Raw genomic sequence first — 15,982 nt, forward strand, 5'->3', positions numbered from 1 at the left:
GTGGCGATCGCAAGCGCGGCGTAGCCGGGCGCGGCGGGTCGCCACCATCCGCCTCTAGTGGCGATCGCAAGCGCGGCGTAGCCGGGCGCGGCGGGTCGCCACCATCGGACTAAAGGGGCCGGGCCGGATTCAGACGGTGAAGCCGAGGGCGCGCAGCTGCTCGCGCCCGTCCTCGGTGATCTTGTCCGGGCCCCATGGCGGGTTCCACACCCAGTTGATCCGCAGGTCGTCGACCAGACCGCTGCCGACCAGCGCGCTGCGCGACTGATCTTCGATGACGTCGGTCAGCGGGCAGGCCGCCGACGTCAACGTCATGTCGATCAGGGCGACGGTTCCCTCGTCGCCCTCTTCGACGTTGAGGCCGTAGACCAGCCCGAGATCGACGACGTTGATACCCAGTTCGGGGTCGACGACGTCGCGCATCGCCTCCTCGACGTCGGCGAGAAATGCCTCGTCCGGTGCGGTGGTTTCGCTCATTTTTGGTCCTCCTCGAAGGCCTTGTCTTTCGAGCTGGCTCGCGCCAAAGCATCCTTGAAAGCCAACCACCCGAGCAGCGCGCATTTCACCCGCGCCGGGTATTTGGCGACTCCTGCGAACGCGACCCCGTCGCCCAGCACGTCCTCGTCGCCCTCGATGGTGCCGCGTGAGGACACCATCTCGCTGAACGCGGTGATGGTCTTGAGCGCCTCGCCGATCGTGCGGCCGATCACCTGCTGGGTCAGCACCGACGTCGCCGCCTGGCTGATCGAACAGCCCTGCCCGTCATACGAGACGTCGGCGACGGTTTCGCCGTCGTCGGACAGCGCGACCCGCAGGGTGATCTCGTCACCGCAGACCGGGTTGACGTGGTACACCTGCGCGCCGAACGGCTCCCGCAGCCCCCGGTGCTGCGGATGCTTGTAGTGATCGAGGATCACGTCCTGATAGATCTGCTCGAGACGCAACGTCAGTCTCTCCCAAAGAAATCCAGCGCGCGTCGCACGCCGGCCACCAGTCGCTCGACCTCGTCGGGGGTGTTGTACAGGGCGAACGACGCCCGCGCGGTGGCCGCCAGGTGAAACCTGCGGTGCAGCGGCAACGCGCAGTGGTGCCCGACCCGCACCGCGACGCCCTCGTCGTCGAGCACCTGGCCGACGTCGTGCGCGTGCACGCCGTCGACGACGAAAGACACCGGCGAGCCACGGTTTTCCGTCGACGTCGAGCCGACGATGCGCAGGCCGTCGATGCCGGACAGGCCATCGATGGCCGCGGCGACCAGCTCGCGTTCGTGGGCTTCCACGGCGTCCATGCCGATGGCGCCGAGATAGCGTGCGGCGGAAGCCAGCCCGACCACTTGGGACGTCATCGGGGTGCCGGCCTCGAAACGCTGCGGCGGCGCCGCGTAGGTGGTGGCTTCCATGGTCACCGTCTCGATCATCGACCCGCCGGTGAGGAACGGGGGCGCGGCCGACAACAGCTCGCCACGCCCGTACAGCACGCCGACCCCGTTGGGGCCCAACATCTTATGCCCGGAGAACGCGGCGAAGTCGACGTCGAGCGCGTGGAAATCGACCGACCGGTGCGGCACCGACTGGCACGCGTCCAGCACGGTCAGCGCGCCCACGGCCTTGGCGCGGCTGACCAGTTCGCCGACCGGCGCGTGCGCGCCGGTGACGTTGGAATGGTGGCTGAAGGCAACGACTTTGACCCGTTCATCAAGTTGCAGTGAGTCGAGGTCGATGCGCCCGTCATCCGTGACGCCGTACCAGCGCAACGTCGCTCCGGTGCGCCGGGCCAGCTCTTGCCACGGGACCAGGTTGGCGTGGTGCTCGAGCTCGGTGGTAACGATAACGTCGCCGGGCCCCACGGCCCGCTCGAAGCGGTTGTCCCCCAGCACGTATGACACCAGGTTGAGCGCCTCGGTGGCGTTCTTGGTGAACACCAATTCGTCCGCATCGGCACCGACGAAGGCCGCGACGTCGGACCGGCCCTGCTCGTAGGCGTCGGTTGCCTCCTCCATCAGCTGGTGCGCACCGCGGTGCACCCCGCCGTTGGAGGTCAGCACGAATTCCCGCTCGGCGTCGAGCACCTGCAACGGCCGCTGCGACGTGGCCCCGGAATCCAGGTACGCCAACTGGTTTCCACCCCGCATCACGCGCTTGAGGATCGGAAAGTCGGCGCGGATCGCGTCGATGTCCAGCGGAGCGGTCATGTCAGGCCCCGGTCGCCGCCGCTTGAGAGAAGCGGACGTAGCCGTTCTGCTCGAGTTCGTCGGCCAGCTCCGAACCGCCGGACTCGGCGATGCGGCCGCCCACGAACACGTGCACATACTCCGGATGGATGTAGCGCAGGACGCGGGTGTAGTGCGTGATCAGCAGGACACCCCCGTGCTCGGATTCGGCGTAGCGGTTCACCCCGTCACTGACCACCCGCAACGCGTCGACGTCCAGCCCGGAGTCGGTCTCGTCGAGGATCGCGATCTTGGGCTTGAGCAGTTCCAGCTGGAGGATCTCGTGGCGCTTCTTCTCCCCGCCGGAGAAGCCCTCGTTGACGCTGCGCTCGGCGAAGGCCGGGTCGATCTCGAGCGACGTCATCGCCGACTTGACCTCTTTGACCCAGTGGCGCAGCTTCGGGGCCTCGCCGCGCACGGAGGTCGCCGCCGAGCGCAAGAAGTTCGACACCGAGACCCCGGGCACCTCGACGGGATACTGCATGGCCAGGAATATCCCGGCCCGCGCGCGCTCGTCGACGCTCATCGCCAGCACGTCCTCGCCGTCCAGCGTGATCGAACCGGACGTGACCCGATACTTGGGGTGACCGGCGATCGCGTACGACAGCGTCGACTTACCGGACCCGTTGGGGCCCATCAGGGCATGCGTCTCACCGGATTTCACCGTCAGGTCCACGCCCTTGAGGATGGGGATTTCGCGCTCCCCCTCGGGGGCGTTGGGGTTGTCGACGCTGACGTGCAGGTCTTTGATTTCAAGGGTCGTCATGAAGCTGTTGCTCTCGATTCCGTGATGGCCAGTTCGTGTTCGACGGCCGCGGTCAGGCGTTCCCGCACTTCGGGCACCGCGATCCTCGAGATGATCTCCCCGAAGAACCCGCGGATCACCAGGCGGCGGGCCTGCTCTTCCGGGATGCCGCGCGAACGCAGGTAAAACAGTTGCTCGTCGTCGAAACGCCCGGTGGCGCTGGCGTGCCCGGCACGGGCGATCTCCCCGGTCTCGATCTCGAGGTTGGGCACCGAGTCGGCGCGCGCCCCGTCGGTGAGGACCAGGTTGCGGTTCACCTCGAAAGTGTCGGTGCCGGTGGCTTCGGCCCGGATCAGCACGTCGCCCACCCAGACGGTGTGTGCGTCGGGCAGCGCGGAGTTCGGATCCCCTTGCAGCGCACCCTTGTACAGCACGCTCGACTTGCAGTGGGGCTGTGCGTGGTCCACCAGCAGCCGCGACTCGAGGTGCTGGCCGTCGTCGGCGAAGTACAGGCCCAGCAGCTCGGCGTCCCCACCGGGGCCGGAAAACCGGACGTTGGCCGACAATCGCACGACCTCACCGCCCAGCGTGACGGTGACATGCCGCAGCACCGCGTCCTTGCCCAGCTTGGCGTGGTGCGCGCTGACGTGCACCACGTCGTCGGCCCAGTCGGCGATCCACACGACCGTCAGCCGGGCGGCGTCGTCGGCGATGAATTCGATGTTGTCGGCGTAGGTTCCGCTGCCCCGCTGGTCGATGACCACCACCGCCTCGCCGAGCTCCTCGACGTGGATCTGCAGATGTCCGTAGGCCACGGCGCCTTCGCCGGGCCCGGTGACGGTGATGTTGATCGGCTCGGCGATCCGGGTGTCCCGGCCGACGGTGACCAGCGTCGCCGAGTTGAACGACGAAAATGCCTGGGCCGCAACCCGATCGGCGGGAACGCCGCCCTGGCCGAGCCGTTCGTCGCCGCGGCGGACGGCCTCGACCCTTACGTGGGCGTGCTCGCCGACGCTCACCTCGGCCCGTCCGGTGGCCGCGGCGGAACCGTCGTGCAGCCCGCGCAGCCGCCGCAGCGGCGTGAACCGCCAGATCTCGTCGCGCCCGCGCGGCACCTCGAACGCGTCGACGTCAAAGGACGCGAAGATCTCGCCCTTGTTCAATGCGGCATTGGAAGGGGCCGGAGTCATCCGACCGCGCCCTCCATCTGCAGCTCGATCAGCCGGTTGAGCTCCAGCGCGTACTCCATCGGCAGCTCTTTGGCGATCGGCTCGATGAAGCCCCGCACCACCATCGCCATCGCCTCGTCCTCGGTCAGCCCGCGGCTCATCAGGTAGAACAGCTGGCTTTCGCTGACCTTCGACACGGTGGCCTCGTGGCCCATCGTGACGTCGTCCTCGCGGATGTCGACGTACGGGTAGGTGTCGCTGCGGCTGATCGTATCGACCAGCAGCGCATCGCATTTCACGCTCGAACGCGACCCGTGCGCGCCCTTGTTCACCTGCACGAGGCCGCGGTAGGAGGTGCGGCCGCCGCCGCGGGCCACCGACTTGGACCCGATGTTGCTCGACGTGTTGGGCGCCAGGTGCAGCATCTTGGCGCCGGTGTCCTGGTGCTGGTCCTCGCCGGCGAACGCGATCGACAGCACCTCGCCCTTGGCGTGCTCACCGGTCATCCAGACCGCCGGGTACTTCATTGTCACCTTCGAACCGATGTTGCCGTCCACCCACTCCATGGTGGCGCCGGCCTCGGCGCGGGCGCGCTTGGTGACCAGGTTGTAGACGTTGTTCGACCAGTTCTGAATGGTGGTGTAACGGCAACGGCCACCGGGCTTGACGATGATCTCGACGACGGCGGAGTGCAGCGAATCCGACTTGTAAATCGGAGCGGTGCAGCCCTCGATGTAGTGAACGTAAGCGTTCTCGTCGACGATGATCAGCGTGCGCTCGAACTGGCCCATGTTCTCGGTGTTGATCCGGAAGTAGGCCTGCAGCGGAATGTCGACGCGCACACCCGGCGGCACGTAGATGAACGATCCGCCGCTCCACACCGCGGTGTTCAGCGCCGAGAACTTGTTGTCCCCGGCCGGGATCACCGTGCCGAAGTACTGCTTGAATACCTCGGGGTGTTCCCGCAGCGCCGTGTCGGTGTCCATGAAGATGACGCCCTGAGCTTCCAGGTCTTCTCGGATCTGGTGGTAGACCACCTCCGACTCGTACTGCGCGGCGACGCCCGACACCAGCCGCTGCTTCTCCGCCTCCGGGATGCCCAGCCGGTCATAGGTATTGCGGATGTCTTCTGGCAGATCATCCCAAGTCGCGGCCTGCTTCTCGGTGGACCGCACGAAGTACTTGATGTTTTCGAAGTCGATGCCCTCGAGGCTGGCGCCCCAGCGCGGCATGGGCTTGCGGTCGAAGATGCGCAGCGCCTTGAGTCGGATTTGCAGCATCCACTCGGGCTCGTTTTTCTTCGCCGAGATGTCGCGCACGACCGCCTCGGAGAGGCCGCGCTGCGCGCTGGCGCCCGCGACGTCGGAGTCCGCCCAGCCGTAGCCGTACCTGCCGAGGGAATCGATCGCCTGCTCCTGGGTCAACGGCGCGGCCGGAGTCCCGACGGCCTTATTGACTTCCGGTGCGAGTGTCATATGGACGCTCCTTTGATGCTCGTGGTGTCGCGGCGCGGGCTGGGCGCCGGCGTAAGAGGCACGTGGGTGGTGCAGGCGCAGTTTCCGTTGACGATGGTCGCCAACCGCTGCACGTGGGTTCCGAGCACCTCGGCCATGGCCTGCTGCTCGGCTTCACACAACTCGGGGAATTCCTCGGCGACGTGGGACACCGGGCAATGATGCTGGCAGATCTGCACGCCGTGAATCGGTCCGCCGACCCGCGTTGTGGTGGCGACGTAGCCGGCCTTGGTCAGCGCACCGGCGACCCGCTCGGCGGCCGCCTCGACCTCGGCGTCCTCGGTGCTGTCGGCCGCCTGCACATCGGCCAGGATCGAGTCGATGCGCCGGCGGGCGAACGTCTGCACCGCGTCCTCACCACCGAGTTCCCGCAGTTGTCGCATAGCCGCGGCCGCCAGGTCGTCGTAGGCGTGGTCGAGCTTGGCGCGGCCGGCCGCGGTCAGCCGGAAGCGCTTGGCCGGGCGCCCGCGGCCCACCTGCTGCCACGCCTCGGCGGCCACCGATTCGGCGTCACCCGCCTCGATCAGAGCGTCGAGATGGCGCCGCACGCCGGCGGGCGTCAGGCCCAGCCGGTCACTGATCTCGACGGCGGTGATCGATCCGGATTCCAGCAGCAGGCGCACGATGGCGCGGCGGGTGTGACCATCCGGCGCTGGGACCGCCGGGGCGTCGGCGCCCACAGCGGCCTCATCGAGGCTGGTTCGGATTTTCACAACACCAGTGTGACGCAATTCCGGGCATCGGTCCAGCAAGGGTCACCTGTCCCGCTCGTTGCGCTGGTCACACCGTCGGACGGCTACGCCCGATTGCCCGGCTCCTCAGCGGGCCGCTTCGTGCGGCCCGCATCGTCGACCGGGCTAGGCTGCTCTGATGGCAGCCCGCCACCACACGCTGAGCTCGTCAATCGCCAGCCTGCACGGCGACGAGCAAGCGGTGGGTTCGCCGCTGAACGATACCGAGCTCGCCACGCTGCAGCGCACCCGCCTGTTCGGTGCCGCCGGCACCGTCCTGATGGCGATCGGCGCCCTGGGCGCCGGGGCGCGGCCCGTCGTGCAGGACCCCACCTTCGGGGTCCGGCTGCTCAACCTGCCGTCGCGCATCCAGACCGTGTCGCTGACGATGACGACGACCGGGGCGGTCATGATGGCGCTGGCCTGGCTGATGCTGGGGCGGTTTGCGCTGGGCAATCGCCGGATGTCGCGCGGCGATCTGGACCGCACCCTGCTGCTGTGGACGCTGCCGCTGTTGATCGCGCCGCCCATGTACAGCAAGGACGTCTACTCCTACCTGGCCCAGAGCCAGATCTCGCTGGAGGGGCTCGACCCCTACAAAGTGGGCCCGGCGTCCGGTCTGGGTCTCGGCCACGTGTTCACGCTGTCCGTCCCCACCCTGTGGCGCGAGACGCCGGCGCCCTACGGACCGTTGTTCCTATGGATCGGGCGCGGCATCTCCGCCCTGACCGGGGAGAACATCGTCGCCGCGGTGCTCTGCCACCGGGTCGTGGTGCTGGTCGGCGTGGGCCTGATCGTCTGGGCCACGCCGCGGCTGGCCCGGCGCTGCGGCGTCGCCGAGGTGAGCGCGCTGTGGCTGGGGGCCGCCAATCCGCTGCTGATCATGCACCTGGTCGCCGGGGTCCACAACGAGGCGCTGATGCTCGGGCTGATGCTGGCCGGCGCCGAGTTCGCCCTGCGCGGTGTCAACGCGCAGCGGCTGCTGCCGACGTCGTGGCGGCCCGGCCCGGACTGGGCACCGTTGGGCATGCTGATCGCCGGTTCCATTCTCATCACGCTGTCGTCGCAGGTGAAGCTGCCCTCGCTGCTGGCCCTGGGATTCGTCACGATGGCGCTGGCTTACCGCTGCGGCGGCAACCTGCGCGCGCTGCTGCTGGCGAGCGGCGGGATGGTGGCGCTGTCGCTGGCGGTGATGGCCCTCGTCGGCTGGGCCAGCGGGCTCGGGTTCGGCTGGATCTACACGCTGGGCACCGCCAACGTGGTGCGCAGCTGGTTGTCGCCGCCGACGCTGCTGGCCCTGGGCACCGGGCAGGTGGGCATCCTGCTGGGTCTGGGCGATCACACCACCGCCGTGCTGGGGCTGACCCGTGGCATCGGCGTGCTGATCATCACCGTGTTGGTGGCCTGGTTGCTGGTTGCCGTCTTCCGCGGCCGGCTGCACCCGATCGGCGGTCTGGGCGTCGCGCTGGGCATCTGCGTGTTGCTGTTCCCGGTGGTGCAGCCCTGGTATCTGCTGTGGGCCATCATCCCGCTGGCCGCCTGGGCGACGCGCCCGGGCTTCCGGGTGGCGGTGATCGTCATCACGCTCGTCGTCGGCATCTTCGGCCCGACGGCCAACGGCGACCGCTTCGCGCTGTTTCAGATCGTGGACGCCACGCTGGCCAGCACCATCATCGTGGCGGCACTGATCGCGTTGACGTACACCCGCCTGCCGTGGCGCCAAATCCAGCCCAAGGGCCCGGAAACCAACGGCGAGACGGCCATCAGGCTGCCCACCCCCGTCGCTCCCGAGGCCCCGAGGCCGACCGCGGCACCCGACGCCTACGCTGATTCCACGTGAGCCCGGTCCCCGAAACGCCCGACACGGTGGTGCGGCTGCGCGGGGTCACCAAGCAATACGGGTCGAATACCGCGGTCTCCAACCTCGATCTGGAGGTGCACGCCGCCGAGGTGCTGGCCCTGCTCGGCCCCAACGGCGCCGGCAAGACCACGACGGTTGAGATGTGCGAGGGCTTCGTGCGCCCGGACGCCGGCACGATCCAGGTGCTCGGTCTCGACCCGATCGCCGACAACGCGCGCCTGCGCGCGCGCATCGGGGTGATGCTGCAGGGCGGCGGCGGCTATCCCGCGGCGCGCGCGGGGGAAATGCTCAACCTGGTGGCCGCCTACGCCGCCGACCCGTTGGACCCGGCGTGGCTGCTGGACACCCTCGGCCTCACCGACGCCGCCCGCACCACCTACCGGCGGCTCTCCGGCGGGCAGCAGCAACGGCTGGCGCTGGCCTGTGCGCTGGTCGGCCGGCCCGAACTGGTCTTCCTCGACGAACCCACCGCGGGCATGGACGCCCACGCCCGGCTCCTGGTCTGGGAGCTGATCGACGCGCTGCGCCGCGACGGCGTGACGGTGGTGCTGACCACCCACCAACTCAAGGAGGCCGAGGAACTCGCCGATCGGCTGGTAATCATCGACCACGGGGTGACGGTGGCCTCGGGCACCCCGACGGAACTGATGCGCGCGGGCGCTAAAGACCAGTTGCGGTTCACCGCGCCGCCGCGGCTCGACCTGTCCCTGTTGGCCTCCGCCCTGCCGGAGGACTACAAGGCCACCGAGGTGACGCCTGGCGAGTACCTGGTCGAGGGCCCGGTCGACCCCCAGGTGCTGGCGACCGTCACGGCGTGGTGCGCGCAGATCGACGTGCTGGCCACCGACATGCGCGTCGAGCAACGCAGCCTCGAGGATGTCTTCCTCGACCTCACCGGGAGGAAGCTACGGCCTTGACCCAATCAAGCGTCTTCCCCGCGGGAACCTTCAGACCCGACCCACGCCCCAGCACCGTGCCCCGGATGCTCGCGGCGCAGTTCGACCTGGAGCTCAAGCTGCTGCTGCGCAACGGCGAACAATTGCTGCTGACCATGTTCATCCCGATCACGCTGCTGGTCGGGCTGACCCTGCTGCCCTTCGGCGATTTCGGCCACAACCGCGCCGCCACGTTCGTCCCGGTCATCATGGCCCTCGCGGTCATCTCGACCGCGTTCACCGGTCAGGCGATCGCCGTCGCGTTCGATCGCCGCTACGGCGCGCTGAAACGGCTCGGGGCCACCCCGCTGCCGGTCTGGGGCGTCATCGCCGGAAAGTCGCTGGCGGTGGTCACGGTGGTGTTTCTGCAGGCAATCCTGTTGGGCGCCATCGGCTTTGCGCTTGGCTGGCGACCCGAGCCGACCGCGTTGGCTTTGGGCGCGGCGGTCATCGCGCTGGGTACCGCGGGCTTCGCGGCCCTCGGGCTGTTGCTCGGCGGAACGCTGCGGGCCGAGATCGTGCTCGCGGTCGCCAACCTGATGTGGTTCGTCTTCGCGGGCCTCGGCGCTCTGACCCTGGAAACCAAGATGATCCCGACGGCGGCCAAGTGGGCGGCCCGGCTCACCCCGTCGGGCGCGCTCACCGAGGCGCTCTCGCAGGCGATGACGCTCTCGGTGGACGGGTTCGGGGTCGTCGTCCTGGCGGCATGGGGGGCGCTGGCCGCGCTGGCCGCGCTGCGCTGGTTCCGCTTCACCTGACGCCTTCACCTGACCGCGCCGGCTCGCGACACTGAAACCTCGTACACGACACGCCGCCGCGGGTGTACCTGGTGTAACTCTCGGCGACGCTAGGCCCGTACTACAGGCCGTAGTTTTCGTTGGCTTACCATCGGGCGGTGCCAAAACGAACGCTGCTGCGGTTGGTGGACCTGCTCCCCGACCCCAGTCTGCATGCCCAACGGGTCGTCGCCGCGCTCGTCATCCTCACCCAGGGCGGCATCGCGGTCACCGGCGCGATCGTGCGCGTCACCGCCTCAGGGCTGGGCTGCCCCACCTGGCCGCAGTGCTTCCCGGGCAGCTTCACCCCGGTCGCCGTGGCCGAGGTGCCGCGGATCCACCAGGCCGTCGAGTTCGGCAACCGGATGATCACCTTCGCCGTCGTGATCACCGCGGCGCTCGCCGTATTGGCCGTGACCCGCGCGCGTCGGCGCACCGATGTCCTCGTCTACGCGTGGCTGCTGCCGGTGTCGACGGTGGTGCAGGCGGTGATCGGCGGCATCACCGTGCGCACCGGGCTGCTGTGGTGGACGGTCGCGGTCCACCTGCTGACGTCGATGACGATGGTGTGGCTGTCGGTGCTGCTCTACGTCAAGGTCGGTGAGCCCGACGATGGGGTGGTCCACGACCGGGTGGCGCGCCCGCTGCGCGCGCTGACCGCGCTCAGCGCGGTGAACCTGGCGGCGGTGCTGGTCACCGGCACGCTGGTGACCGCCGCCGGCCCGCACGCCGGTGACCGCAGCCCCAGCCGGACGGTGCCCCGGCTGAAAGTCGAGATCACCACGCTGGTGCACGCGCATTCGTCGCTGCTGATCTCCTACCTGGCGCTGCTGGTCGGGCTGGGCTTCGGGCTGCTGGCGGTGGGCGCCACCCGGGCGATCCGGCTGCGGCTGGGCGTGCTGGTCGCCCTGGTGTGCGCGCAGGCCGCCGTCGGCACTACGCAGTACTTCACCGGGGTGCCCGCCGCCCTGGTCGCGGTGCACGTGGCCGGCGCGGCGGCCTGCACGGCGGCCACCGCGGCGCTATGGGCGTCCCTGCGGGAACGGGCCCAGCCCCAGCCGCTCGCACGCGGACTCCACGGCGAGGCCGAACCGGCGCTGGGCAAGGTCGCGGGTGTCCGCGTCCAGCAGCCGCCAGCCCAGTGACGGCGCGACGAGGTCGAGCCGCACCAGCCGGCCCTCAGTCACGTCGGCGCGCGCGTACAGCAGCTCCGCCGCGCCGATTCCCGCGTGTTCGGCGGCCGCCGCGAGCGCCGCGTAGCCGAGGTCCCATGACTCGAACTCCGGCTCGACCGGCCAGGCGTGCGAGTGCTTCCCGCCCAGAAAGATCAGCGCCGCCTGCGCGGCGGGCCGGCCCGGCGGCCCGTCAAGCACCGTCGGCACGCCGTCGTTTTCGAGGTCGCGCAAATACCGCTCATCGAGGTTCCAAGCGACCGCGTCGGGCGGGTTGAGCAGGTGGCGCACGCGGCGGATCCAGGCGAGGAATTCCTCGCGCCGGTCGGGGGCGCTCGCGGTGGCGCGCAGAATGACGAGGTCAGCGCCGACGGTCTCCGGATCGTCCCAGGACAACCAGCGAGCGTGCAGCCCACGAGTTCGTAGCGCGGGCACCAGCCCGGCATCGTCGGGGTGCCGCGGAACGCCCGCGAGCACGATGCGCGGATGGAAGACGTCCGGCCGGGCCAGCTTCATGCCCCGGCATGATATCCACATGCACGCAATCGAAGTCAGCCAAACCGGTGGTCCCGAAGTCCTGCGCTACGTCGACGTCCCAGAGCCCACGCCCGGCCCCGGCGAGGTTTTGATCAAGGCCGAGGCCATCGGCGTCAACTACGTCGACACCTATTTCCGCTCCGGGCAGTATCCGCGAGAATTGCCGTTCATCCTCGGCCAGGAGACATCCGGCACCGTCGTAGCCACGGGCGACGGGGTCGACGGGTTCAGCGCGGGCGATCGGGTGGCCACCGCCGCGGCGTCCGGCGCCTACGCCGAATTCTCCACTGCCCCAGCGGCTTTCACCGCGAAGGTGCCCGACGGCGTGCCGTCCGACGTGGCGGCCTCGGTGATGTTGAAGGGCCAGACCGCGCACTACCTGCTCAAGTCGGTGTATCCGGTGCAAAGCGGGGACACCGTGCTGGTGCATGCCGGCGCCGGCGGCGTCGGGCTGATCCTGACGCAGTGGGCCACGCTGCTCGGCGCCCGGGTGATCACTACGGTCTCCACGCCGGAGAAGGCCCGGAAGTCCAAGAAGGCCGGCGCCGCCGAGGTGCTCTCCTACCCCGACGACGCGGGCGAATTCAGTCAGAAGATCCGCGAATTGACGGGAGGCGCCGGGGTGGCGGCGGTGTACGACGGCGTGGGCGCGACGACCTTCGACGCCAGCCTGGCCAGCCTGGCCGTCCGCGGCACCCTGGCGCTGTTCGGTGCCGCCAGCGGACCCGTCCCGCCGGTCGACCCGCAACGCCTCAACGCCGCCGGGTCGGTGTTCTTGACCCGGCCGTCGCTGGCGCACTTCATCCGCACCGGCGACGAGTTTCATTGGCGCGCAGGCGAACTGTTCGATGCGATCGCCGGCGGCGCCATCACCGTCGAGATCGGCGGACGCTATCCGCTCGCCGAAGCGGCGCGCGCGCACGAGGACCTGCAGGGCCGCAAAACGACGGGCTCGATTGTGCTGCTGCCGTAGATTCTCTAGCGTGAGCAGACGCAAAAGCCCCCAAATTCAGCTCGAAATAGGGGCTTTTGCGTCTGCTCGGCACTCGCCTCAGAGCAGCGTCGGCAGCGCGATTACCGAGTCGACCGCCAGCGCGCAGAACACCACCGCCAGGTAGTTGTTCGACTGCAGGAACAGGCGCAGCGGCTTCACCGGCTCGCCGGCGCGCACGCCGACGTACAGCTGATGGGACATCGAGAGGAACCACACCCCGGCCACCAAGGCGACCGCCGCGTACAACCAGCCGGTGGCCAGCCCCAGCGCCAGCGTCGCAAGCACGGTCAGCCAGGTGTAGATCAGGATCTGCTTGGTGACCTGACGCTCGGTGGCCACGGCGGGCAGCATCGGGACACCGGCCGCTTTGTAGTCGTCCTTGTAACGCATCGCCAGGGCCCAGGTGTGTGGCGGCGTCCAGAAGAAGATGATGGCGAACATCACCAGCGCCGGCCAGCCGATAGTGCCGGTGACCGCCGACCAGCCGATCATCACCGGCATGCAGCCGGCCGCACCGCCCCACACGACGTTCTGCGACGTGCGGCGCTTGAGCAACAGGGTGTAGACGAACACGTAGAAGGCGATGGTGGCGATGGCCAGCACCCCCGACAGCAGGTTCGTCGTCCACCAGAGCCAGAAGAACGAGCCAACGCTGAGCACCAGACCCAGGACCAAGGCGTTACGGGTCGGCACCGCGGCGCGCGCCAGCGGCCTGCGCGCGGTGCGCTTCATCAGCTTGTCGATGTCGGCGTCCGCCACGCAGTTGAGCGTGTTGGCGCCACCGGCGGCCAGCATCCCGCCGATCAGCGTGTTGAGGATCAGCAGCGGATTCACGGTGCCGCGGTGCGCGAGCAGCATTGCCGGTATCGCGGTGACGAGCAGCAGTTCGATCACCCGCGGCTTGGTCAGCGCCAGGTAAGCGAGCACCGTGCCCTGCACTCGGGTCGGTACTCGGCTCGGCGCGACGCGCCCGCGAACGCTCACGCAATAACTCCTCGGGTCGCAGCAGCGCGCAGCATCTACTACGCACGATGGTAGACCGCGCCGGGCCGGTGGCCGGCCCTCGGGTTCCATTCGGGCGGATTTTCCGCCGGATTGCCGGACTGATCGCAGGGCCCGGCCGGTCGGCGCGTAATTTTCACAGCGGCCGGCGCTGGGTACCCGAGACACCGCACTGCAAGAGCCGGCGCTCCCGCATTAGGGTAAGCAATATCAGCTTGATGACCCAAGGACTGAGGCTGTGACGACACTCGAAGAGATCTCCACGCTGACACAACCGCACCTGCCCGACGACTGGACCGAGATCGATTCGGCTGCGGTCGACACGATCCGGGTACTAGCCGCCGACGCCGTCCAAAAAGTCGGCAACGGTCATCCCGGAACGGCGATGAGCCTGGCCCCGCTGGCCTACACCCTGTTTCAGCGCACGATGCGACACGACCCCAGCGACACCCACTGGCTGGGTCGCGACCGGTTCGTGCTGTCGGCCGGGCACAGCAGCCTGACCCTGTACTTGCAGCTGTACCTCGGCGGGTTCGGGCTGGAGCTGTCGGACATCGAATCGTTGCGCACGTGGGGATCCAAGACGCCCGGGCACCCGGAGTTCCGCCACACCAAGGGCGTTGAGATGACCACCGGCCCGCTCGGCCAGGGCCTGGCATCGGCGGTCGGGATGGCGATGGCGTCGCGCTACGAGCGGGGCCTGTTCGATCCGGACGCCGAACCGGGAACCAGCCCGTTCGACCACTTCGTCTTCGTGATCGCCTCCGACGGGGACATCGAGGAGGGCGTGACCTCCGAGGCGTCGTCGCTGGCGGGCGTGCAGCAGCTGGGCAACCTCGTCGTGTTCTACGACCACAACCAGATCTCGATCGAGGACGACACCAACATCGCGCTGTGCGAGGACACCGCCGCGCGCTACGAGGCCTACGGGTGGCACGTGCAGCGGGTGGAAGGCGGCGAGAACGTCGTCGGGATCGAGGAGGCCATCGCCAACGCCAAGGCGGTCACCGACCGGCCGTCGTTCGTCGAGCTGCGCACCATCATCGGCTACCCGGCGCCCAACCTGATGAACACCGGCAAGGCGCACGGCTCGGCGCTGGGTGATGAGGAGGTCGCGGCGGTCAAGAAGATCCTGGGATTCGATCCGGACAAGAAGTTCGAGGTGCGCGACGAGGTCCTCGCCCACACCCGCAAGCTGGTGGACCGGGGCAAGGAAGCGCACGAGAAGTGGCAAGCGGAGTTCGACGCGTGGGCGCAACGCGAACCCGAACGCAAGGCGCTGCTGGACCGGTTGACCGCCGAGCGGCTGCCCGACGGCTGGGACGCCGACATCCCGCACTGGGAGCCCGGGTCCAAGGCGCTGGCCACCCGCGCCGCCTCGGGCGAGGTGCTGTCGGCGGTGGGACCGAAACTGCCCGAGCTGTGGGGGGGTTCGGCCGACCTGGCGGGCAGCAATAACACCACCATGAAGGGCGTGGACTCCTTTGGGCCGCCGTCGATTTCGACCAAGGAATACACCGCGCACTGGTACGGTCGCACACTGCACTTCGGCGTTCGCGAACACGCGATGGGTGCCATCCTGTCCGGCATCGTGCTGCACGGCCCGACCCGGGCCTACGGCGGCACGTTCCTGCAGTTCTCCGACTACATGCGCCCGGCCGTACGCCTGGCGTCGCTGATGGACATCGACACCATCTACGTGTGGACCCACGATTCGATCGGGCTGGGCGAGGACGGCCCGACACATCAGCCGATCGAGCACCTGTCGGCGCTGCGCGCCATACCGAACCTGTCGGTGGTGCGCCCGGCCGACGCCAACGAGACGGCCTACGCCTGGCGCACGATCCTGGCCCGCGGCAACGGCAGCGGCCCGGTCGGCCTGATCCTGACCCGCCAGGGCGTGCCGGTGCTGGAGGGCACCACCTACGAGGGTGTCGGCCGCGGCGGCTACGTCCTCGGGGATGAAGGCGGTGACGAACCCGACGTCGTGTTGATCGCCACGGGTTCCGAGGTCCAGCTCGCGGTCGAGGCGCGAAACTTGCTGGCGGACAGGGGTATCGTCGCGCGAGTGGTGTCGATGCCGTGCGTGGAATGGTTCGAGTCGCAGCCCGAGGAGTACCGCGACAGCGTGCTGCCCCCGTCGGTGTCGGCCCGGGTCGCCGTCGAGGCCGGGATCGCGCAGTCCTGGCACAAGCTGGTCGGCGACACGGGCAGGATCGTGTCGATCGAGCACTACGGCGAATCCGCGGACTACAAGACGTTGTTCCGCGAATTCGGCTTTACCGCCGAAGCCGTCGCCGCCGCCGCCGAACAGGTAGTGGATAACTGAGAAAGGGT

At 68.9% G+C, this 15,982-nt stretch carries 13 protein-coding genes and 1 pseudogene; 6 read left to right on the forward strand and 8 right to left on the reverse strand.

Annotation, left to right across the window (positions count from 1 at the left end):
• Positions 1-129: 129 nt before the first annotated feature.
• The 7 genes and pseudogenes from JWP83_RS04145 to JWP83_RS04175 form a co-directional block, all read right to left on the reverse strand.
• Positions 130-477 (reverse strand): metal-sulfur cluster assembly factor, encoded by a 348-nt coding sequence (locus tag JWP83_RS04145; protein ID WP_297726186.1) that lies wholly within the window; start codon positions 475-477, stop codon positions 130-132.
• A pseudogene (sufU, locus tag JWP83_RS04150) lies at positions 455-950 on the reverse strand (Fe-S cluster assembly sulfur transfer protein SufU); the annotation flags it as partial. The gene JWP83_RS04145 and the pseudogene sufU, both read right to left, overlap by 23 nt.
• On the reverse strand, positions 947-2,191 hold the full coding sequence (locus JWP83_RS04155) for a cysteine desulfurase (protein WP_297726190.1): 1,245 nt from the start codon (positions 2,189-2,191) through the stop codon (positions 947-949). The gene JWP83_RS04155 and the pseudogene sufU, both read right to left, overlap by 4 nt.
• Position 2,192: 1 nt before the next feature.
• Positions 2,193-2,975, reverse strand: a complete 783-nt coding sequence (sufC, locus tag JWP83_RS04160; RefSeq protein WP_297726193.1) for a Fe-S cluster assembly ATPase SufC — start codon at positions 2,973-2,975, stop codon at positions 2,193-2,195.
• On the reverse strand, positions 2,972-4,144 hold the full coding sequence (sufD, locus tag JWP83_RS04165) for a Fe-S cluster assembly protein SufD (protein WP_297726196.1): 1,173 nt from the start codon (positions 4,142-4,144) through the stop codon (positions 2,972-2,974). Before sufD ends, sufC begins: the two co-directional genes overlap by 4 nt.
• Entirely contained in the window at positions 4,141-5,598 is a 1,458-nt protein-coding gene (gene sufB / locus JWP83_RS04170) for a Fe-S cluster assembly protein SufB (protein ID WP_297726199.1), read from the reverse strand. The genes sufD and sufB overlap by 4 nt, the downstream gene beginning before the upstream one ends.
• Positions 5,595-6,389 (reverse strand): metalloregulator ArsR/SmtB family transcription factor, encoded by a 795-nt coding sequence (locus JWP83_RS04175; protein WP_297726202.1) that lies wholly within the window; start codon positions 6,387-6,389, stop codon positions 5,595-5,597. The genes sufB and JWP83_RS04175 overlap by 4 nt, the downstream gene beginning before the upstream one ends.
• Positions 6,390-6,507: 118 nt before the next feature.
• On the opposite strand from JWP83_RS04175, the gene mptB reads away from it, so the two are divergent.
• The 5 genes from mptB (at position 6,508) to JWP83_RS04200 (ending at position 12,622) form a co-directional block, all read left to right on the forward strand.
• Entirely contained in the window at positions 6,508-8,208 is a 1,701-nt protein-coding gene (gene mptB / locus JWP83_RS04180) for a polyprenol phosphomannose-dependent alpha 1,6 mannosyltransferase MptB (protein WP_297726205.1), read from the forward strand.
• Positions 8,205-9,146: an ABC transporter ATP-binding protein gene (locus tag JWP83_RS04185; RefSeq protein ID WP_297726208.1), complete on the forward strand. Its 942-nt coding sequence runs from the start codon at positions 8,205-8,207 to the stop codon at positions 9,144-9,146. Before mptB ends, JWP83_RS04185 begins: the two co-directional genes overlap by 4 nt.
• Complete coding sequence (locus JWP83_RS04190) at positions 9,143-9,922, forward strand: ABC transporter permease (RefSeq protein ID WP_297726211.1); 780 nt, start codon at positions 9,143-9,145, stop codon at positions 9,920-9,922. The genes JWP83_RS04185 and JWP83_RS04190 overlap by 4 nt, the downstream gene beginning before the upstream one ends.
• Before the next feature lie 161 nt (positions 9,923-10,083).
• Positions 10,084-11,085: a heme A synthase gene (locus JWP83_RS04195; protein WP_297726249.1), complete on the forward strand. Its 1,002-nt coding sequence runs from the start codon at positions 10,084-10,086 to the stop codon at positions 11,083-11,085.
• Between the two features lie 562 nt (positions 11,086-11,647).
• Positions 11,648-12,622, forward strand: coding sequence for a quinone oxidoreductase (locus JWP83_RS04200; RefSeq protein WP_297726213.1), 975 nt, complete (start codon positions 11,648-11,650; stop codon positions 12,620-12,622).
• A 78-nt stretch (positions 12,623-12,700) separates the two neighbouring features.
• Here the strand turns inward: JWP83_RS04200 and JWP83_RS04205 are convergent, their stop codons facing one another.
• Complete coding sequence (locus JWP83_RS04205; protein ID WP_297726216.1) at positions 12,701-13,627, reverse strand: heme o synthase; 927 nt, start codon at positions 13,625-13,627, stop codon at positions 12,701-12,703.
• Positions 13,628-13,883: 256 nt separating this feature from the next.
• On the opposite strand from JWP83_RS04205, the gene tkt reads away from it, so the two are divergent.
• The gene (gene tkt, locus JWP83_RS04210; protein WP_297726219.1) at positions 13,884-15,974 is read left to right on the forward strand and encodes a transketolase; all 2,091 of its coding nucleotides are present in this window, start codon (positions 13,884-13,886) and stop codon (positions 15,972-15,974) included.
• The last annotated feature ends 8 nt before the right edge of the window (positions 15,975-15,982 follow it).

This window comes from Mycobacterium sp. (genome assembly GCF_025965855.1).
Lineage (GTDB): Bacteria > Actinomycetota > Actinomycetes > Mycobacteriales > Mycobacteriaceae > Mycobacterium.